The 18,024-nt window shown below is 67.6% G+C and carries 16 protein-coding genes and 11 pseudogenes; 16 read left to right on the plus strand and 11 right to left on the minus strand.

Going from position 1 to position 18,024, the window contains the following annotated elements; genetic code table 11:
* Together ACFYOY_RS48195 and ACFYOY_RS48200 are read left to right on the plus strand one after the other, a co-directional pair.
* A partial coding sequence (locus ACFYOY_RS48195; RefSeq protein WP_351906012.1) for a PadR family transcriptional regulator occupies window positions 1-500 on the plus strand: 500 nt, incomplete at its 5' end.
* Window positions 501-826: 326 nt separating this feature from the next.
* Window positions 827-1,612, plus strand: a pseudogene (locus tag ACFYOY_RS48200) (integrase core domain-containing protein).
* Window positions 1,613-1,918: 306 nt separating this feature from the next.
* On the opposite strand, the gene ACFYOY_RS48205 reads toward ACFYOY_RS48200, so the two are convergent.
* The 3 genes and pseudogenes from ACFYOY_RS48205 to ACFYOY_RS48215 all read right to left on the minus strand — a co-directional run.
* Window positions 1,919-2,485, minus strand: a complete 567-nt coding sequence (locus ACFYOY_RS48205) for a type 1 glutamine amidotransferase domain-containing protein (protein WP_037952782.1) — start codon at window positions 2,483-2,485, stop codon at window positions 1,919-1,921.
* Window positions 2,486-2,877: 392 nt separating this feature from the next.
* Window positions 2,878-3,339: a DUF1931 family protein gene (locus tag ACFYOY_RS48210; protein ID WP_351906008.1), complete on the minus strand. Its 462-nt coding sequence runs from the start codon at window positions 3,337-3,339 to the stop codon at window positions 2,878-2,880.
* Window positions 3,340-3,373: 34 nt separating this feature from the next.
* A pseudogene (locus tag ACFYOY_RS48215) lies at window positions 3,374-3,664 on the minus strand (DUF1931 family protein); the annotation flags it as partial.
* A gap of 704 nt (window positions 3,665-4,368) precedes the next feature.
* Between ACFYOY_RS48215 and ACFYOY_RS48220 the strand changes: the two are divergent.
* Entirely contained in the window at window positions 4,369-5,424 is a 1,056-nt protein-coding gene (locus ACFYOY_RS48220) for an LLM class oxidoreductase (protein ID WP_351906005.1), read from the plus strand.
* Between the two features lie 41 nt (window positions 5,425-5,465).
* On the opposite strand, the gene ACFYOY_RS48225 is transcribed toward ACFYOY_RS48220, so the two are convergent.
* The 3 genes from ACFYOY_RS48225 to ACFYOY_RS48235 form a co-directional block, all read right to left on the minus strand.
* Window positions 5,466-6,077, minus strand: a complete 612-nt coding sequence (locus ACFYOY_RS48225; protein WP_351906002.1) for an NAD(P)H-dependent oxidoreductase — start codon at window positions 6,075-6,077, stop codon at window positions 5,466-5,468.
* Between the two features lie 13 nt (window positions 6,078-6,090).
* Window positions 6,091-6,936, minus strand: coding sequence for an aldo/keto reductase (locus tag ACFYOY_RS48230; RefSeq protein WP_388594424.1), 846 nt, complete (start codon window positions 6,934-6,936; stop codon window positions 6,091-6,093).
* Between the two features lie 102 nt (window positions 6,937-7,038).
* Window positions 7,039-7,215, minus strand: a complete 177-nt coding sequence (locus ACFYOY_RS48235; protein ID WP_388594426.1) for a hypothetical protein — start codon at window positions 7,213-7,215, stop codon at window positions 7,039-7,041.
* Window positions 7,216-7,252: 37 nt separating this feature from the next.
* Between ACFYOY_RS48235 and ACFYOY_RS48240 the strand changes: the two genes are divergently transcribed.
* The 3 genes from ACFYOY_RS48240 (at window position 7,253) to ACFYOY_RS48250 (ending at window position 8,660) form a co-directional block, all read left to right on the plus strand.
* Window positions 7,253-7,819, plus strand: coding sequence for a hypothetical protein (locus ACFYOY_RS48240; protein WP_388594429.1), 567 nt, complete (start codon window positions 7,253-7,255; stop codon window positions 7,817-7,819).
* 221 nt (window positions 7,820-8,040) lie between these two features.
* Window positions 8,041-8,310, plus strand: a complete 270-nt coding sequence (locus ACFYOY_RS48245) for a hypothetical protein (protein WP_093465743.1) — start codon at window positions 8,041-8,043, stop codon at window positions 8,308-8,310.
* Window positions 8,307-8,660 carry a hypothetical protein gene (locus ACFYOY_RS48250; protein ID WP_351905988.1) on the plus strand — a complete coding sequence of 118 codons (354 nt, stop codon included), beginning with the start codon at window positions 8,307-8,309 and terminating at the stop codon, window positions 8,658-8,660. The genes ACFYOY_RS48245 and ACFYOY_RS48250 overlap by 4 nt, the downstream gene beginning before the upstream one ends.
* Before the next feature lie 335 nt (window positions 8,661-8,995).
* On the opposite strand, the gene ACFYOY_RS48255 is transcribed toward ACFYOY_RS48250, so the two are convergent.
* The gene (locus tag ACFYOY_RS48255; protein ID WP_388594440.1) at window positions 8,996-9,229 is read right to left on the minus strand and encodes a hypothetical protein; all 234 of its coding nucleotides are present in this window, start codon (window positions 9,227-9,229) and stop codon (window positions 8,996-8,998) included.
* Between ACFYOY_RS48255 and ACFYOY_RS48260 the strand changes: the two are divergent.
* A pseudogene (locus tag ACFYOY_RS48260) lies at window positions 9,116-9,393 on the plus strand (integrase); the annotation flags it as partial. The gene ACFYOY_RS48255 and the pseudogene ACFYOY_RS48260 sit on opposite strands and share 114 nt — an antisense overlap.
* 208 nt (window positions 9,394-9,601) lie before the next feature.
* Here the strand turns inward: ACFYOY_RS48260 and ACFYOY_RS48265 are convergent.
* Window positions 9,602-10,207, minus strand: coding sequence for a lytic polysaccharide monooxygenase (locus ACFYOY_RS48265; protein ID WP_351906015.1), 606 nt, complete (start codon window positions 10,205-10,207; stop codon window positions 9,602-9,604).
* A 373-nt stretch (window positions 10,208-10,580) separates the two neighbouring features.
* On the opposite strand from ACFYOY_RS48265, the gene ACFYOY_RS48270 reads away from it, so the two are divergent.
* Entirely contained in the window at window positions 10,581-11,150 is a 570-nt protein-coding gene (locus tag ACFYOY_RS48270; RefSeq protein WP_388594433.1) for a helix-turn-helix domain-containing protein, read from the plus strand.
* Window positions 11,138-11,419, plus strand: a complete 282-nt coding sequence (locus ACFYOY_RS48275) for an integrase (protein ID WP_351905982.1) — start codon at window positions 11,138-11,140, stop codon at window positions 11,417-11,419. The genes ACFYOY_RS48270 and ACFYOY_RS48275 overlap by 13 nt, the downstream gene beginning before the upstream one ends.
* Before the next feature lie 41 nt (window positions 11,420-11,460).
* On the opposite strand, the pseudogene ACFYOY_RS48280 reads toward ACFYOY_RS48275, so the two are convergent.
* Window positions 11,461-11,857 (minus strand): annotated as a pseudogene (locus ACFYOY_RS48280) (transposase); the annotation flags it as partial.
* A 396-nt stretch (window positions 11,858-12,253) separates the two neighbouring features.
* Here ACFYOY_RS48280 and ACFYOY_RS48285 point away from each other — a divergent pair.
* Window positions 12,254-13,488 (plus strand): annotated as a pseudogene (locus ACFYOY_RS48285) (IS110 family transposase).
* Between the two features lie 33 nt (window positions 13,489-13,521).
* Here ACFYOY_RS48285 and ACFYOY_RS48290 read toward each other — a convergent pair.
* Window positions 13,522-13,893: pseudogene (locus ACFYOY_RS48290) on the minus strand (transposase family protein); the annotation flags it as partial.
* A gap of 864 nt (window positions 13,894-14,757) precedes the next feature.
* On the opposite strand from ACFYOY_RS48290, the pseudogene ACFYOY_RS48295 reads away from it, so the two are divergent.
* The 4 genes and pseudogenes from ACFYOY_RS48295 to ACFYOY_RS48310 all read left to right on the plus strand — a co-directional run.
* A pseudogene (locus ACFYOY_RS48295) lies at window positions 14,758-14,898 on the plus strand (alkene reductase); the annotation flags it as partial.
* A gap of 198 nt (window positions 14,899-15,096) precedes the next feature.
* The gene (locus tag ACFYOY_RS48300; RefSeq protein ID WP_268757171.1) at window positions 15,097-15,537 is read left to right on the plus strand and encodes a MarR family winged helix-turn-helix transcriptional regulator; all 441 of its coding nucleotides are present in this window, start codon (window positions 15,097-15,099) and stop codon (window positions 15,535-15,537) included.
* Between the two features lie 83 nt (window positions 15,538-15,620).
* Window positions 15,621-16,511: an NmrA family NAD(P)-binding protein gene (locus ACFYOY_RS48305; protein ID WP_388594436.1), complete on the plus strand. Its 891-nt coding sequence runs from the start codon at window positions 15,621-15,623 to the stop codon at window positions 16,509-16,511.
* A gap of 404 nt (window positions 16,512-16,915) precedes the next feature.
* Window positions 16,916-17,021, plus strand: a pseudogene (locus tag ACFYOY_RS48310) (IS5/IS1182 family transposase); the annotation flags it as partial.
* On the opposite strand, the pseudogene ACFYOY_RS48315 reads toward ACFYOY_RS48310, so the two are convergent.
* A pseudogene (locus ACFYOY_RS48315) lies at window positions 17,016-17,192 on the minus strand (transposase family protein); the annotation flags it as partial. The pseudogenes ACFYOY_RS48310 and ACFYOY_RS48315 sit on opposite strands and share 6 nt — an antisense overlap.
* On the opposite strand from ACFYOY_RS48315, the pseudogene ACFYOY_RS48320 reads away from it, so the two are divergent.
* Both ACFYOY_RS48320 and ACFYOY_RS48325 read left to right on the plus strand, forming a co-directional pair.
* Window positions 17,185-17,265, plus strand: a pseudogene (locus ACFYOY_RS48320) (IS5/IS1182 family transposase); the annotation flags it as partial. The pseudogenes ACFYOY_RS48315 and ACFYOY_RS48320 overlap by 8 nt on opposite strands.
* 213 nt (window positions 17,266-17,478) lie before the next feature.
* Window positions 17,479-18,024: pseudogene (locus ACFYOY_RS48325) on the plus strand (hypothetical protein); the annotation flags it as partial.

An 18,024-nucleotide genomic window follows, 5' to 3' on the forward strand; every position in this document is an offset into this window, starting at 1 on the left:
CGTACGACCTCAAGCGCGCGATCAGCCGGTCCGTGGGCTACTTCTGGAACTTCCCCCACGCGCAGCTGTACTCGGAGCCCAAGCGGCTCCAGGAAGCCGGTCTGCTTGAGCTGCACCAGGAGGACACCGGGCGGCGGCGCAAGACCTACACCATCACCGCAGCGGGCCGGGCCGCGTTGTGCGAGTGGCTGGCCGAGCCAGTCAAGGAGCACTTCGAACTCCGCGACATCGCGGAGATCAAACTGTTCTTCAACGAACTGGCGGAACCGCAGGACGTGGCACGGCTCGCCCAGGACCAGGTCGAGCAGCACGAACGCCGGATCGCCGAGTACGAAGAGATGCAGCGCCGCTACGGCCAGGTCGAAGAGGTCGCCAGCCGCATGATCACCCTGGAACTCGGCCTGGGACTGGAATACGCCGCCCTCGAGTTCTGGCGCAAGGTCCGGGCACGGGCAGACAGTGGCGACTTTTCACCGAAATCCGGCCCGACGCAGCAGTGAATCCCAAGTTTCGCCAACGCGGCAGTTCGGATTCCAATGAGAGTAGCGAGGCAGGGGCTCATCACAGGATGAGGTGAGCGCTGATGACAGGAAATGGCACCGTTCCCGGCACCGAGACAGATGATCTTGCTGGCGCGGCTACGCGGCCACGGCCACCGTCGATGGGCGAGGCATCGTCACGGCGTGGAGTGAAGGTGCGCAGCTACTGCTCGGTTACCACCCTGAGGAGGTTGGGGAGAGCGGCAGCGGAGCTGCTCGCCGAGGAAGCAACCCAAGCGACTCGGCGGCCCCTGACTGACCGGGGTTGGTGGAGCGGGACGGCGGCGCTGCGGCACCGGGACGGCCACCGCCTGGAGCGGAAGCTGCTGACTGTTCCATCGGTGCTCCTCCGTCGCGGGACGGCGAAGGACGCGGAACTTCTGGTGCTGCGGCACGAGAACGCGGTCCTGCGCGCCAGTTGGCCGGACCGGTCCGTTATGAGCCCGCCGACTGGTTCTGGTCCGCCGCCCTGTCCGGGCTGATACCCCGGCGTCACTGGCTCAAGATCTTCCCTGTCACCCCCGGCACCCTGCTTGCCTGGCACCGCAGGTTCATCGCGGCGAAATGGGACGACACCGCGCGCCGGGGCACCGGCCGCCCACCCACCCCGGCAGCGATCAAGAAACTCGTCCTGCGGCTGGGACTGGACGGTCCAGCAGGCGCGGAATCTCACCGCCGACCTGGGCATACGCATCGAGTCCCTGTACTTCTTGTTACGCGACCGCGATGGCAAGTACGGCGAAGCGTTCGACGCCGTCTTTGCAGCCGAGGAGATGGACATCCTCACAAGTGCGCCGCAGGCTCCCCGCATGAACGCACACTGCGAACGCGTCATCGGCAGCATCCGACGCGAAGCCCTCGACCACGTCCTCATCATGAACGAGGCCCACGCCCGCCACATCCTCGCGGCCTACGAACAGCACTACAACGAACACCGACCCCACCAGGCCCGCAACCAGCTACCACCCGACGCCCACGAACAACCCGCCGCGGCGCATGGCCTCAGCACCGGCAAAGTCCTACGCACCCGGATCCTCGGCGGCCTCATCAACGAGTACAGATACGCGGCATGACATGCAGGGATGACTTTTCGAGCGGCACACAATAAGTCTGCCTTGCCTCACGGGTGTGCGACGGGCCGACTTTCCACGCTTAAGGGCAATGCCGTTGGTACTAGTCATCCTGATGGCGCTCATCGTGGTGATGACGATCACCACTTGGGCGTGGCGGCATTCGACGCGGCTGCGCGACGCTACGGACCGGCAGGCGTACGGAGGCGACCGCCCCGGCCGACCGGCCCGTGGAGTGGAGAGCGGGCCCGGCGGGCCCACCTCCACCGTGCACCGCCTGCTCCCACCGCCGGCGACCAGGCCGCCGGGTCAGCCGGGCATGGGGTGGTGCGCCCGAGCGAACTGCTCCACGGTGGCGGCGCAGAAGGCGGGCAGGTCGGCCGGGCCGCGGCTGGTGACCAGCTGCCCGTCGACGACCACCTCCTGGTCGGCGACGACCTCCGCGCCGGCGTTGCGCAGGTCGGTGCGGATGCTGGGCCAGGACGTCAGGCGGCGGCCGCGCACGGCGTCGGCTTCCGCCAGGGTCCACGGGCCGTGGCAGATCGATGCGACCGGTTTCCCGCTGGCCATGAAGTCCTTGACGAACTGCACCGCGTCGCGGTTCATGCGCAGCTGGTCAGGGTTCATGGTGCCGCCGGGCAGGAGCAGGGCGTGGTAGTCGTCGACGGAGGCGTCGGCGACCAGGCGGTCCACGGGGAAGGTTCCGGCCGCGTTGAGGTCGAACTGTCGGGCCTGGATCTCGCCGGGGTGGAGCGAGACGATCTCGGTCTTCGCCCCTGCGCCCTGCAGCGCACCGCGCGGCTGGTCGAGTTCCACGCGCTCGACGCCGTCGGTGGCCAAAATCCCCACCCGCATCCCTTGGAGTTCCTGTGTCATGGTACGGCTCCCTTCACGAGTCGCTGGTTGTACGGTGCGAGCGGCAGGGACACCCGGCAGGGCCCGTCCGGGTCCCTTTTCGGGACCGGGACGGCAGGGCCCGGAGAGGGTGCCCCGAGCGCATGTTCCGCCTGCCTGCCGTCGTAGGGCCCTATATCGGCGAAACCGTAGGCGGCCCCGGCCATCCTCGGGTCGTCGGGAGTGGTCAGATTGTTCGTTGTGGTGATCTTCACCAGGACATCCGTGGCCCTTTCGATACGCGCATCGGGGACATCCTTCACGCTCACGGCGCGCGGTCCCTCGTAGACGACAGCTTTCATGTCTTCCCTTGGCGTGTCAGAGCATCGCGGGACGAGACGGACCCCCGAAACGACCTTCCGCGTCGCACGCCGTTATGTGAAGGCAATCGAGTGTGACTTTCCTGGCCCAGGTGACCAACCGCGCTGAAAGGGCGATCGCGAATCCCCGAGCACCTGCGGCGCGACCCGGGCCTCGGTGCAGGCTCCCTGTCTCCACCTTCCGACCCCCGTCCGGCATGCCAGTTCAGTCCGGCGACATGCACCGGGGCGCGACTGCGACAGCAGCCGGTCGAACACCGCGGCCACGCCCTCCCAGTGGCTGGTCTCCGGGTTCGTGACGTCCGGATACATGATTTTGAACGTCTCGGCGAGGGCGACGCTGAGACCGCCGATGATCTCGGGGTAGCGCTCTTCGGTCTCCTGGGTGGGCGTCCTGTCGAGGGGAGGGTGCGCGGCGAGCCGTTCCGGGATCGGCTTCGGCTCGGCCTCCTCGTCGACCGCCGGAACCGGTGGATGCTCTCCTGGAGGCCCACGGTTCGACGGTGTCCCGGCCATTGGCCTTGGCCGACGCCTGGCCCACGACCAGGAGGTCGTAGAGTTTGGCGTCGACGAAGTCGCCGTGCCGCTTCAGGTCGTTCCTGTCCACGTCGAGGCCTGCGGCGGCGCGGAAGAACCTCTCGAACTTCGACACACCCATCACCGTCATGCCTCTCGCCTCCTCACCGAGAACCGTACGGCGTCGCTCGCTCCCAGCCGCGCCGCCATCGGCTGTTACCCCGGTCGAGATTCGCAGAGCCCCCGTGCTGAGCGCCTCCGCACGCCAGGCCGAAAAAGAACACCCCCTCTTCCCCTGGCAGAGCAGCATGAAATGCGCAGGCATCCCCCGGCCAGCCGTACGGCCGTCCGCCCGTCGGAGGCTGCAGGTTGCAGCGCCTCGAACGAGAATTGCTGACCGGACGACACGACCGGCTCGGGGAAGCGGGGCTCAGTCAGGACGCCCCGACGAGATGACCGGGCCCGGCGCAGGGGTCGGACTGAAGAGCAGGCAGCGGTAGCTTCTCCAGACTGCGAGGTGTCTCATGAGACACCGGCGACCGGGCTGTCTCTCTTGCCACCAAGCCATTGACGTTTTCTCGGCGAAATGATCTACGCGAAGTTGGGTGAACCACCCCATGCGTGAGTAGATCGGACGAGCTGGGCCGGCCGCGGACAGACGTAAAGGCCGGGGCGGTCGCCGGGGCACAGTCGAGGTGGTGGAGCTGGGTGATATGGCGCAGGCCGCTCACCCCGCCTCTCAACAAATCAGCAATACACCAGGTCAGCCGCCATCCTGTCCATCAACCACCACCTCTCCGAGCGTGACATGACGGCTTCGAGGGCCTTGAGAAAGCGGGGGTCGCCAGCACCGCCTCTGACGAGGTCGTGCCAATCTCTTGAAGGTGGCCGGGCCGTCACGGTTTTGCCCCCGGCGGCATGGGCACCCGCCGCTTCGGCGGACGTCACGGGCCCTGGAACGACGCGCCCCGGCGCAGCGCAGCGCATGGATGCGGACCCGGACACGGCATGAAATCGCCGGAGGATCGCATGACACAACCGACAGTTCCCTCAGCCGACGCACCCGTGGACGTCGAAGGCAGGGCGCAGCGGTCGTTCTCCGAGCACGTGGCCATGGCCAGGGCCTATCCCGGCGGCAGGATGACCGTGGGCGCCATCACGCCCCTGGAGGGCTTCGACGGGCCCGTGCCGTCCCTGGCCGGGCACATCGAGCGGATCCAGCAGGCCGAGCGGGCCGGCTTCGCCTCGGTGTGGGTCCGTGACGTGCCGCTGCTGGACCCGAGCTTCGGGGACGCCGGGCAGGTCTTCGACCCGTGGGTGTACCTGGGGCAGCTCACCGCCCGCACCACCTCGATCACGCTGGGGACCGCAAGCATCGTCATGCCGCTGCGGCATCCATTGCACACCGCCAAGGCGGCCGCCTCGGTGGACCAACTGTCAGGCGGACGGCTCCTGCTCGGGGTGGCCACCGGCGACCGGCCCGTGGAGTTCCCGGCCTTCGGTCAGGACCTGGGCGGCCGGGCCGAGACGTTCCGGCAGTCGCTGGAGTACTTCCGTGTCGTCCTCGAGCACCGTTTCCCGCACGTGGAGTCGCCGCTCGGCCGGATGCGCGGCACCGATCTGCTGCCCAAGCCGGTGTACCGGCGGATCCCCGTCCTGATGACGGGACGCGGCAGGCAGGACGTCCGGTGGATCGCCGACAGTACGGACGGCTGGCTGTACTACACCCCGCCGCTCCAGCAGCAGGCCGAGAACATCGAGCGGTGGCGGGAGCTGACCCGGGGCGACGGCGGTGGGTTCAAGCCGTACGCCCAGGCCACCTACCTGGACCTGACCGAGGACCCGCTGGCCCTGCCCCGGCGCATCCACCAGGGCTTCTCGGTGGGCCGGGTGTCGTTCCTGGCGATGATGCGGGCCTGGCAGGACATCGGCATCGACCAGCTGATGATCAACTTCAAGCACAGCCGCCGCCCGGTCGCCGAAGTGATCGACGAACTGGCCGAGCACGTGCTGCCGCACTTCCCGCCCGGGAGCTCCGGGGCGCGCGGCGAGCACCGGCAGCCCATGGGGCGGACCGGGCCCTGAGAAAGGACGGCCCCCGACGCCCCTGCGTGGCAGGGCCGGGCTCAGTCCAGAATGGCCCCGGACGGCCGCTCCTGCGCGTAGTCGCACGTGCCCTCCGCCCGGAACTGCAGGGCCGCCCTGGTCACCTCCGCGCCGAGGCCGCGCAATTGGTCCGCGACCGCCTGGTCGGTGAGGCGTCCGTCGCCATCGAAGACCCGGGAGGACCGCGGGACCGCGAACACCAGCGGCACGGCCCAGCCGCGCAGCGACCGGACGATGAACTCCATGGCGTTGATCGCCTGCAGGCCCTGCACTCCACCGGCGGTCGTCAGCATCCCCACGGGTTTGTTGCTCAGGTAGGGCGGGTCGTGGTCGGCCAGGAGGGCGAGCCAGTCCACCGCGTTCTTGAACGCGCCGCTGACCGACCCGTGGTACGTCGGGCTGCTCCACAGCAGGGCGTCGGCGGCCTGAACGGCGTCCGCAAGCCGGCGGGCGGACGGAGGGATCCCTTGCTCGGACGTGTAGAGCGGAAGATCCAGCCGCTTGAGGTCGATAACCCGGGTGTCGGCGCCCGCCTCGGCCGCACCCTCGACCGCCACACACAGTGCGGTGAGGCTGGTCGACGGGGTGCGCAGCGAACCCCCCATTCCGACGACGAGCGGGGAGCGCGCCATCCTGTCAACTCCTTCAGAGCATCTCCAGGGGCGTGGGCCCGCTGGGCGGCGGGAACGCCTCGTCGAGGGCGTCGAGCGCCTCGGTAGGAAAGTGGAGGTCCGCCGCGCCGCGGTTCTCCCGAACGTGGTCGGGTGATCCGGAACGCGGGATCGCGGCCACCCCCTGTTCCAGCACCCAGGCGAGTGCCACCTGGGTCGGCGTGGCTCCGAGGGCCCGGGCCACGGCACCCAGAGCCTGGACCTTCAGCAGCCGCCCCTGCTCGATCGGGGAGTAGGCCATGGCCGTCACCCCGGCCTCGCGGCACCAGGGGAGCAGATCCCACTCGATGCCGCGCCGGGAGAGGTTGTACAGCACCTGGTCGACGGCCACGGCGTCGCCGCCGGGGAGGGCGGTGAGCTCGACCATGTCGGCGACGTCCAGATTGCTCACGCCCCAGTAACGGATCTTCTCCGCCTCCATCAGGTCGGTGAATCCCGCAAGGGTCTCCTCGAGTGGCCACCGTCCCCGCCAGTGCAGCAGGTAGAGGTCCAGCCGTTCCGCACGGAGCCGCCGCAGGCTGCCCTCGCAGGCGGCGACGGTGCCTTTCCGGTCGGCGTGGCCGGGCAGCACCTTGCTGACGAGGAAGACCTCCTCCCGGCGTCCCCGGAGGGCCTCCCCGACGAGCTCCTCGGCTGCGCCGTCGCCGTACATCTCCGCAGTGTCGACGACGGTCATGCCCAGGTCCACGCCCAGCCGCAGCGCGGCGATCTCCTGTTCACGCCGGGCCGGGTCCTCGCCCAGGTACCAGGTGCCCTGCCCGAGCGCCGCGATCTCCTCACCGGAGGGGAGTGCGATCGTTCTGGCCGATTGCGCAGACATCTCGTGCCTCCCGTCTGCCGCGGATCCGTGTCACGCGTACCCTCACCGAGTGCCCAGGTCCGCGCCTCCCAGCCAACCGGTGTCGCATACGCCGCAGGGAGGTCAGGAGGGGCGAGCGGACTGCGCCGAGAGCGCGCCGGGACCGGGTGCGCGGTCGCACAACGCGACGGCGACCGACACAACGGCGCCGCAGGAGAGGACCGCCGCGAAGCCGATCATCGCGGTCTGCACGGCGAAGTGCCGCAGGGCGATGCTGAACAGGACGGAGGGCAGGCCCAAGGCCCGCCAGCGGCTGGGGGCGGCGCCATTGGAGGAGTTGTTCGACCTGGTGCGCGGCCCGGCGGCCACGATTGCGGCTCAGGTGCGGTGGCGGGGGCTGCTGGTGGTGGCGGTTGATGGCACGCTGCTGCCGGTGCCGGACACTCCGGCGAACCTCACGGTCTTCGCCAAGCAGCGGTGCAACCACGGGTCCGGGGGGTATCCGCAGGTCCGGCTGGCGGCGCTGGTGGCCTGGGGGACCCGGGCGGTGATCGGGGCGGTGTTCCCCTCGGCCGCTACCGCCGAGCTGGAGTACGCCGGACGGCTGGCAGGCGATCTGCGTGCCGGGATGCTGCTGCTGGGCGACCGGAACTTCGCCGCCGTCGACCTTGCGGGTGCCGATAAATCATCCACGCAGGTCGGCAGACTGATCACGGATCTTTGGTTCTCCTCGACGTTCACCCCCAGGGTCTTCACCTGCGCGGGGCCCGGCGGCATCATGATCTGTCGTGCTGCTGCGTCTGGCCTACCTCGCCGCGACCAAAGCCCTGGCGTTCCTACGTCTCGCGCCGATGAGCCCGCATTTCCCACACCGACAAGCCCCGCTCGCGAAGCCGCCGCTTGACAGATCATCCGCATCGGATGTCTTGACCCCCAGCCGCACGGCAACTCTCCGCGACCATCCGTACCACTCTGTAGCAGTCCGTCGGGGGCCGTAAACGGCCATACCAGGCAGGAGCGCGACGTCGTCAGTCACCACCCCAGAGAACGCCCATACCGTCAGCACACTCCTATATTCTGGCCACTGCCGACCCTGGTACCCGAGATCACGAAGGAGGATGAGCTATGAGGCCAGCCACCGCCGCGAAGCTCCGCGCCAATGCCGCGACCATCCACCAGCTCGGGCGTCAGCACGGCTTGCACTCCTTCGCGCTCAGCACCGAACCCGGGGAACTCGTGGCAACCCTGGACGCCGACCGCTCTTATTTCGACATCACCAGCTTCGAAACAGATCTGTCCACCATCCTCGGCGCCCTCGTGGAGGTCGTCCCCCGAGGCCCCGGCGTGGACATCAACGAAACCGAACCTCTGAACGATCTGCGCGGGGCAGCGTGACCACACGCACCGACCGGGAGCGCCAGGAACTGCTTCGCCTGACCGACGCAATGGCAGCGCTCGACCAGGCTCGCTCAATCATTCGCAACGGAACACCGAAACCAGGCGACCAAGGCCTCCTCGCCCTGGCCTATTGCATGCTCACCTTCGGCGAAATGCTGAAACAGGCATCTCACGGCCTTGTCACACAGGCATACAGCGGCCCCATCGCACTGCGCGACAAACTCGCTCACCTACCGCACCGCAAGCTCAACGCCGAAGTGCTCGCCGCCTCCGTCGAACGAGCCACCGCCGAGATCCTCCCCCTGATACAAGCCCGCATCCAGGACCTCAGCAATACCAGCGCCTGAGAGACCGTGAGTTAACAGTTGAGCATTCAGCCACGGGTCCCCCGTGGGCGACTCGCGACGCCTGCCGAAGCTGTATGAACTGCGCGGATGAGGTGTTCGGCAAGGGCAGGGCCGCGTGACCCTGTCGTCACCGCAGTTTCCGGAGACGAACGCCCGCAGGTTCGTCTCTGCGGGTGCCGATAAATCATCCACGCAGGTCGGCAGACTGATCACGGATCTTCGGTTCTCCTCGACATTCGCCCAAGTGTCTTCACCTGCGCAGGGACTCGGCGGCATCATGATCTGTCGTGCTGCTGCGTCTGGCCTACCTCGCCGCGACCAACGCCCTGGCGTTCCTACGTCTCCTGCCGATGAGCGATAGAGAAAAGGACGTCGAGATCCTGGTACTCCGGCACCAACTGCCGGTCCCGCAACGCCGGGTCGGCAAGCCGACCTTCACCGACACAGACCGTGCCATCCTCGCCGGCCTGCTCCACCACCTCCCCAAAGGCAGACTGCGGCACCTTCTGCCGCTGGTCCGCCCCGACACGGTGTTGCGCTGGCATCGCGACCTGCTCAAGCGGCGCCATGCCGCATCCTGCCTACCCAGGCGACGCGGACGCCCACGCACCATCCGATCGATCCGCGCCCTGGTCCTGCGCTGGCCAGGGAGAACACCTCATGGGGATACCGACGGATCCACGGCGAACTCACAGCGCTGGGAATCAAGATCGCCGCCTCCACGGTCTGGGAGCCTCAATGGCCGTTGAGTGCTGGAGTCGGTGGGGAGCCGGCCTACCGTGCGACTGCCGTGCGATCGGGCGCGTTCACACCAGGAGCGAAGGGAGCCCCGTCGGGGCAGGGTGACCAAATGGGTCCCCTGCCCCGCCGGAGCTCGGCCGGCCGGGCGGCGGGTTACCGGCGCCCGGCAGAGACCGGTGCCGTGTGCGGCGCTCCCCTGCTCAGCCGAAGTTCACGTCGCTGCACCACATGTAGGCCTGGTCGAGGTGCGAGGCCTGCCAGATCACGAACAGGATGTGGTGTCCGGTGTAGCCGGAGGTGCTGACGTTGAACGTGTAGTCCGTCGCCGGGCCGAAGCGGCCGGTCTGCGTGATGAAGTCGAGGTTGCCCCAGCCCAGGGTCTGGGTCTTGGGGTCGAAGCCCTGCTTGCTCACGTAGGCCGTGAAGTAGTCGGCACCGTGGGACGCCTGGTCGTGCACGTGAACCGAGAAGTCGTTGCCGACGGTGGTCGTCTTCCACTGCCCGGGCTTGTTCAGACTGGCGTTCCTCGAGAGGTTGTTGCTGCAGAGCGTCCCGTTGGGGGTCTGCGACTGGAACTGGCCACCGAGGCCGTCGCGGAGCGCGCTCATCCAGTTCCACATGGTGTCGGGGTTGGCCTGGAAGGCCTGCCAACACATGGGGTCTTCGGTCTGCATGGCCGGGTTCATGTGGTCGTTACCCCACCTTTCCCAGCAGTGGTACGCGCGGGAGGCGGGGCCGACGACGGAGCCGTGAGCCTGGGCGGGGGCCGACCAGGTCAGTGCGCCGACAACCACGGCGAACAGCATGGCGAGCGCCTGGAGAGGCTGGCGGAGGGCCGACCGGGAACGCCCGGTTAATGGGCTTTGTTTGCGCATGTGGGGGGGAACTCCTTCCAGTTGAAAGGCACCATGGGAGCGCTCCCAACGTACGACTTCTGAGTGAAATGTCAATGAAACAAACGGAGTTGATTACAGGGGTGGGCGGCGATCAGGGAATCTGCCGTGAGCCGGGAGTCACGGGAGGCTTCGGCGACTTCGGTGGCACGACAGTCAGAACCCTGCGCTTGCCGAGAATGTCATCCTGTGGGTGCCGGAAACCGTGTCACCCGAGGTGACCTGCGGGTTCGGATCTACCAGAGCGCAGGAGGTTGGCGGGCGCTGCAGGGCATGATGCTGGGTCGTGGCGATACGTCTGATCTATCTGCTCGGGTGCCAGACCTTCCGATGGCTCGCGCTGCTGGCCCGGTCGAGCGCGGCGAAAGACATTGAGATCTTGATGCTCCGGCACCAACTCACCGTCGCACAGCGCATCCATCCACGGCCCCGGTTCTCCTGGAGCGACAGGGCCGTCATGGCAGCACTGCTCCGGATGGCGAACAAGCAGCAGCGTTCACATCTGGCACTGCTGGTTACACCACGGTCAGTCCTGCGCTGGCACACACGCCTCATCGCCCGGAAATGGACCTATCCACGCCGCAATCCAGGCCGACCATCGAAACCGGGAGCATTACGGCAGCTGGTCCTGCGCCTCGCGCGGGAGAACCCCGGGTGGGGGTACCGCCGGATCCACGGCGAACTGCTCAACCTGGGACGCAAGATCGGCGCATCAACCGTCTGGGAGATCCTGAAGAACGCCGGGATCGACCCCGCGCCCCAGCGAGCGGACCATTCCTGGCCCTGTGCCGCTCGAAAAGTCATCGCCGCAGGTGAGCCGGGTGCGAGCAGTCCGCTGGGATCATGTCCTCCGTAATCGTGTCCTTGCTGTACAAGGTGACCCGGAAGCTGCTGACTGTTCCATCGGTGCTCCTCCGTCGCGGGACGGCGAAGGACGCGGAACTGCTGGTGCTGCGACACGAGAACGCGGTCCTGCGCCGCCAGTTGGCCGGACCGGTCCGTTATGATCCCGCCGACCGGTTCTGGTTCGCCGCCCTGTCCGGGCTGATACCCCAGCGCCACTGGCTCAAGATCTTCCCTGTCACCCCCGGCACCCTGCTTAGGGCTGTCCCGCAAAGATCTTGAAGTCGCCTCGGGCATGGTGGGCCGCTGTGCGGCCCGCTTGCCTATCCGGCGAGGGCGAGGTTGTGCATCCGGGCGATGCCGCGCATGGCGTGGTGGACGCCGTGGCCTTTGAGGCGGCAGTCGCGGAGGATCTTCCAGGTCTTCATACGGGCGAAGACGTGCTCGACGCGGGCTCGGACCTGCTTGTGGGACTTGTTGTGCTCCTCTTTCCAGTCCGGAGTTCGCTCTGGCCGCGCTGTCGGCGGTGCGGGATGACGAGTCCGGTGCCCGGGTAGCCGCCGTCTGCGATCGTGACAATGTTGCCCACGGCGGCCTTGGCCCCGGACTCCTCCACGCCTTGCAGCCGTTGCGGTTGCCGGGCAACGGACGGCCGACTGCCACCACCAGCCGGGTGTCGGCGTCGATGACGACCTGGTGGTTGGTGGAGTACCGGTAGTTCTAGTAGGTGATCGGTGAGCCCGGGCACGTGAGTGCAAGGCCGCCGCAACGAGGTGAAGCCTGCCCCCGTTCCGGGACTGGACCCCCATGGTCAGACCGGCTTCGCCTCGCCCTGTCGGGCGGAGACCTTCGGTAGTTCCGGGACCTCGATCTCTTGTCAAAGACCGGTCCCGCCCGGCAGGAGCGTGGTCACCACGGGTTTCATGTCGCCAGCCCGCCGGCAGGGGCCGACCTCTCAGCAGTTCACGAGCCCGAGAGCTCTTCAGCAGACCGAGGTCCCTGCCGGTCGCTGGAGACACGAACGGCTCATGAGATGGCGTGCCTTGAGCACTTCTATTAGAGCGCCGCGTGCTCCGCCTGGACGTAAAACCCCATGTTGGCACGGAGGTAGAGACATTGAGCGCGATCTTCTGCGGCATCGACTGGGCGGAAGGACACCACGACGTAGCTCTGGTGGATGGGGACGGTGCCCAGCTGGCCAAGCTGCGGATCAGCGATGACAGCGCAGGATTCCACGCGCTGATGGAACTGCTGACCCGACACGGCGACAGTGCCGAGGACCCAATCCCAGTCGCCATCGAGACCCCACGGGGGCTGCTCGTCGCCCCCTCCGGGCCACCGGCCGCAAGATCTACGCGATCAACCCATTGGCCGCCGCCCGTTACCGCGATCGCGCCAGCGTCTCCCGAGCCAAGTCCGATGCAGCTGACGCCCGGGTCCTGGCCAACATCCTGAGGACCGACCGGCACGCTCACCGCCCCCTGCCTGACGATAGCGAAGCCGGGCAGGCCATTGCCGTCCTGGCCCGCGCTCACCAGGATGCAATCTGGGATCGGCAGCAGATGATCAACCGGCTCCGCTCACACCTGCGCGAGTACTACCCGGCCGCCCTCGCGGCCTTCCACGGCCCCGGAAAACCCGGACTCGACTCGCCACGCGCCCGCGTGATCCTGACCGCCGCACCCACGCCTGCCGACGCCGCCAAACTCACCCGCAGCCAGCTGCGCGCGCTGCTCAAGCGCGGCGAGCGTCCGCGCCGCGGAATCGAAGCCGAGGTCGAACGACTTCGGGAGATCTTCCGCGCGGACTACCTCCGACAGCTGCCGCAGGTCGAACAGGCTCTGGGACACCAGGCAACAGCCCTCATCCGGCAGGTCGACGCCGCTTGCACCAGCGTCGCCCAGCTCGCGGCGGCAACGGAGGAAGCATTCCTCTCGCACCCAGATGCCGACATCATCACCAGCTTCCCGGGACTGTCCCTGCTCTCCGGAGCACGCGTCCTCGCAGAGATCCGAGACGACCGCGAACGCTTCGCGGACGCCCGGTCCATGAAGGCATACGCTGGCGCGGCCCCCATTACGCGGGCCTCCGGCCGCAGCCACGTCGTCGTGGCCCGCACCGTCAAGAACCAACGACTGGCCTCAGCCGGCCACATGTGGGCCTTCGCGGCCCTCCGCACGCAGGCTCCACGCGCCCACTATGACCGACGGCGTGCTGGCGGAGAACGCCACACCGCAGCTCTCAGGAACCTGTTCAACAAACTGCTCGGCTGCCTCTACCACTGCCTGCAGCGCCGCACGCTATTCGACCCCGATCGTGCCTTCGCACCGCCTATGGACCTCGCCGCCTGAGCTCCTACTTGACCCACCAGCGACATGAGATGTCTTCGACCGCTCGGCGACGGTGTGGTCCCGGGTGGGGACCAGGGTGCCGTCCACGATGAGGACGGTGTCCTTGGCGAATCGCTTGCGGGGCTGGAGAGCGAGCAGGGGTCCGAGGTGGTTGATGACTCGGCCGGCCGTGGACTTCGAGACACCGAACAGTGGAGCGAGCTGCCGCAACGTCAGATTGGTGCGCCAGTAGGCCGTGACCAGCAACACTCGGTCCTCCAGCGGCAGACTCCACGGCCGGCCTCGGTGGACCATATCTGCTCCATCACGCCGCAGCGTGGTCAGCAGTTTGCCGAAGCAGCGCGGGCTCAGACCCGCGAATGGGGCTATCCAGGACGGCTCCGATGCCGTGATCACACTCGCCACATCGTGATCACCACTCAGGCTGGCTCAATGCCGAAACGCTTCCACAGCTAACCTGATCAGGGCAGTCCACAGTGCGCAAGACCGGGGGAAACCGTGAACCGACCGCTGCTGTTCCTCGACGTGGACGGGCCACTCAACCCCTATGCAGCCAAGCCCGAGAGGCGCCCCGACGGCTACACCACACTCAGAGTTCCCCAGAACGACGCCCAACAGCACGATACGGGCCTATCGTCCCGACGACGCCCCCACACCTCAGGGACTACCGGCTGAGCACCTCGCCAGCCCTTCAGACCGTTCCGCACTCGGAGCCAAGATCCTTGCGGGACAGCCTTTAGGCAACGAAGCTTGTGCTATCGCTGATGGCTACCCACATGCACGCCTGCCGTGATGTCATCCGTTAATGCGCAACGTGGTCGCTGCCGGAAGGTAGGGAATAAGTGCGCGACGGGTCGGCGCCGTTCCCTCCCGGGATGTGGGTTCTCAGCTGAGCTGGTCTCTTCTCACCGGCTCTGATCCGTACCTGATCCGTCTCATTGGTTCTGATCCGCCCGCTGCGGGGGCCAGTGGAGGATGTCGATAACCTTTGCCGGATATTGGGGCCGGGGAGGGTGGGTTGGACGGTCTGGTGGCGGTGCGCGGCTTGGCGCCAGCGTCGTTGTCGGGGTTCGCGGTCGGGTACGTCGACGCGGACGGCCGCGAGCGGCGCGACGGCCTGGTAGAGGCGGCCGCGGTGGCGTTCGAGTCGGTGCCGCCGGTGCGCTCGTTCCCGGTGTATCGGGGTCAGCGCGACAACACCGGGTTGTGGCGGTCGGCTACGACCGGCGGGCATGTGGGTTTCGAGTCTTGGCTGGAACGCGATCACCTGCGGCCGCTCTGGCCAACCCGGACCTGCCGGCCCGCCTCCAGGCGAACGCCCCGCTGAACGCGGCCGACCCGGCCACCTTCTACGGCGGCGACCACACCGGATACACCGACTACCCCACCCTCGACGCGGCACAGAAGTGACATGGCACCGGCGCGCGACCCGTCGCGCGCCGGTAGAGGCGCCACCTGAGGGTGAAGAGACAGGGTAAGTCGATCAAAGTGGTTGGGGTAGGAGTGCCAGGTCGGTCTCGCAGAGGTGTGCATCTCCTGGTGAGTGGCGTGGTCTGCCGGCCCGCGACGAGTAGGCTGATCGTTCGTCATCGGACGAGGGAGGCCGGCGTGGACTATGGCGACAAGCTCTTCTGGCTCTCGGTTGTGATTCAACGCAAGTACGCGCAGATCTGCGCCGAGTTCGACCTGACCCCCTCGCAGGCCACGCTGCTCTGCGCAGTCAGGAACGAGCCGCGGCAGATGGCTGACCTCGCCGCGTCGTTGGGTATGACCAAGAACGCATTGAGCCAGCTGGTCGATCGCACCGCGCGGCGCGAGTTGGTCGGCCGGGCAAGCTCGGCGCAGGACCGACGGGTCGTCATGCTCAGTGCGACGCCCACGGGGAAGGTGCTCGCCGAGGCCGTTTACGCCGAGGTCGCCAAGCGCCTGCCCGAGATCGCGAGGAACCTCGACGCCGACGACCAGCGCGACTTCGAGCGCGTGGCCACCGCCATCGTGGACACCTCGGACCTCTCTTCGCCCACCTCGAACCAACCCATCACACCGTGAGGTCCCGCTACACCCGCACCTTGACGTAGTTCATGCCATGAACTAGTTTGGTTCATGGCATGAACTAGTGAAGGGTGGCAGCGATGAGCACACAGACGACCGGCACGATCGCAGTCTTCGGCGCGACGGGGCAACAGGGCGGGGCGGTGGTCGACGCGCTGCTGGACCACAAGGCGCGGGTGCGGGCTTTAGTCCGCACCCCGCAGTCCGACCGGGCTCAGGCGCTGGCCGCCCGCGGCGTCGAGCTGGCGGCCATCCGGGCCGACGACCCGGCGTCGCTGGCCGCCGCGCTGGCGACGGTCGAGGGGTTCTACTTCATGACCCCGGAGGCGAACAGCCTCGAAGAGGTCGAGGCGGAGATCCGCATCGGTACCGCGCTCGTCGACGCGGCGGTCGAGGCGGGCGTCCCGCACGTCGTGTTCAACTCGGTCTTCGGAGCGGACCGGGAGTCGGGTGTGCCGCACCACGACTCGAAGCACTGGATCGAGGAGCACCTGAGGAAGTCCGGCCTGAGGGCCGCGATGGTTCGCGCGACCGCCTTCATGGAGAACTTCGCGAGCGTGATGGCACCGAGCCTGGAGCATGGGGAGATCGTGCTGAGGCTGCCGCTGCCGGAGGACGTCGCCCTGAAGATGATCTCGGTCAGGGACATCGGCCGGGTCGCCGCCGCGCTCCTGCTCGACACCGCGGAGGCGCCCGGCGGAGCCGTCGAGCTCGTCGGCGACGAGCTGACGGGCCCCCAGATCGCCGCGGCGTTCGGCGCGCGCGCCGGGCTCCCGGCACGGTACGAGGCCCTCCCGTTGAGCGTGCTTCCCAACGACCTCGACAAGGCGATGTTCCGCCAGTTCGCGAAGGCGGCGGAATACCCTTCGGACCTCGCGGTGGTGCGCTCGATCGAGCCGGCCACCCTGGACCTGGTCGAGTGGATCCGAGCTACCGGCTGGACCGCGCCCACAAACGTGGCTGGTTCCTGAGCCTCCGGCCGCGATGAACGCCCCGCGATCGTGCCCACGGTCTCGGCGCTCTGGGCACGGCAACGCATCCGCCAACGGTTGAAGTAGTCACGAAGCTCCCGGGGCGTGCCCGAGGCCGACACCGGCACACTGGTTGTCGAGAGGCCGCCGGTCGACGGCGAGGTAAAGATCCACGTCCAGGAGGCCCCGGGCCGCCAACCAAAAGACCTCACCGACTACGCCCGCGAGGCCGCCGCGCCGGCGTCTGGACCCGTATAGCGGATGGCCGGAACAGGCTTGACCGTGCCGGCCATCCGCAACGGTGCTCGGTGCGTCTCTGACTGCCGCTGAGGCCTTGTTTCCGTCTGACCAGAGGCGGATCAACTTCATTGACATATGGTCGGCTACCTCAAGACGATCTTGGCGTGGCTGGTGTGATCACGGCGTCAGAGCCCTCCTGGATAGCCCCGTTCACCGGGCTGAGTCCGCGTCAGTTCGGCAAGCTGATCACCGCGCTTCGGCGTGAGGGACCAGGGTGCCGTCCACGATGAGTACGGTGTCCTTGCGGAACCGCTTGCGCTGCTGGAGCGCGAGGCACGGCCCGAGGTGGTCGATGATGCGGTCGGCCGCCGACTTCGACACCCCGAACAGCGGGGCGAGTTGGCGCAGAGTGAGATTGGTCCGCCAGTGGTACTCCACCAACCACCAGGTCGTCATTGACGCCGACACCCGGTTCGTCGTCGTAGGCCAGCCGTTGCCCGGCAACCGCAACGATGGCACCCGGCGACCGCACATCACCGGGGTCACCGCCCGCCCGACACGGGACTGGACGGTCCAGCAGGCGCGGATCTCACCGCCGACCTGAGCATTGCGGGTACCGATAAATCATCCACGCAGGTCGAGAGCCTGATCACGGCTCTTCGGCGCTCCTTGACGTTCACCCCGGGGTCTTCACCTACGCAGGGCCCCGGCGGCATCATGATCTGTCGTGCTGCTGCGTCTGGCCTACCTCGCCGCAACCAACGCCCTGGCGTTCCTATGGCTCCTGCTGATGAGCGACAGGGAGAAGGACGTCGAGATCCTCGTGCTCCGGCACCAACTGCTGGTCCTGCAACGCCGGGTCGGTAAGCCGACCTTCACCGACAGCGACCGTGCCATCCTCGCCGTGTGCCGTTCGGAAACTCATCCCTCCTGCTCGCGGGTGGTCTGGCGCGCCATCACCGTCTGCTGGAACCCTCTCCGGGTGATCGTTTCGCTCGTATACCAGATGACTCGGAAGCTGCTCAGGGTCCCGGCGGTGCTGCTACGCCGGGACACAGCCAAGAACGCGGAATTGCTCGTGCTCCGGCACGAGAATGCGGTGCTGCGCAGGCAGCTCACGAGGCCAGTGCGCTACGAGCATGCGGACCGGCTGTGGTTCGCAGCGCTGTCCTCGCTGGTCCCCCGGCGCCGGTGGGCGCAGGTGTTCCCGGTGACGCCCGCGATGCTGTTGGCGTGGCACCGCAGGCTGATCGCCCGGAAGTGGGACTACAGC

It is taken from the genome of Streptomyces sp. NPDC007875, assembly GCF_042868035.1.
GTDB classification, from domain to species: Bacteria; Actinomycetota; Actinomycetes; order Streptomycetales; family Streptomycetaceae; genus Streptomyces; species Streptomyces antimycoticus.

Coding starts and splice junctions, on each gene's coding strand:
- ACFYOY_RS48305 (WP_388594436.1), top strand. CDS start 15,621: ATGAGCACACAGACGACCGGCACGATCGCAGTCTTCGGCGCGACGGGG.
- ACFYOY_RS48225 (WP_351906002.1), bottom strand. CDS start 6,077: ATGGCGCGCTCCCCGCTCGTCGTCGGAATGGGGGGTTCGCTGCGCACC.
- ACFYOY_RS48220 (WP_351906005.1), top strand. CDS start 4,369: ATGACACAACCGACAGTTCCCTCAGCCGACGCACCCGTGGACGTCGAA.
- ACFYOY_RS48210 (WP_351906008.1), bottom strand. CDS start 3,339: ATGGCCGGGACACCGTCGAACCGTGGGCCTCCAGGAGAGCATCCACCG.
- ACFYOY_RS48265 (WP_351906015.1), bottom strand. CDS start 10,207: ATGCTGTTCGCCGTGGTTGTCGGCGCACTGACCTGGTCGGCCCCCGCC.
- ACFYOY_RS48275 (WP_351905982.1), top strand. CDS start 11,138: ATGTCCTCCGTAATCGTGTCCTTGCTGTACAAGGTGACCCGGAAGCTG.
- ACFYOY_RS48245 (WP_093465743.1), top strand. CDS start 8,041: ATGAGGCCAGCCACCGCCGCGAAGCTCCGCGCCAATGCCGCGACCATC.
- ACFYOY_RS48205 (WP_037952782.1), bottom strand. CDS start 2,485: ATGACACAGGAACTCCAAGGGATGCGGGTGGGGATTTTGGCCACCGAC.
- ACFYOY_RS48255 (WP_388594440.1), bottom strand. CDS start 9,229: ATGGCGCCGCTTGAGCAGGTCGCGATGCCAGCGCAACACCGTGTCGGG.
- ACFYOY_RS48230 (WP_388594424.1), bottom strand. CDS start 6,936: ATGTCTGCGCAATCGGCCAGAACGATCGCACTCCCCTCCGGTGAGGAG.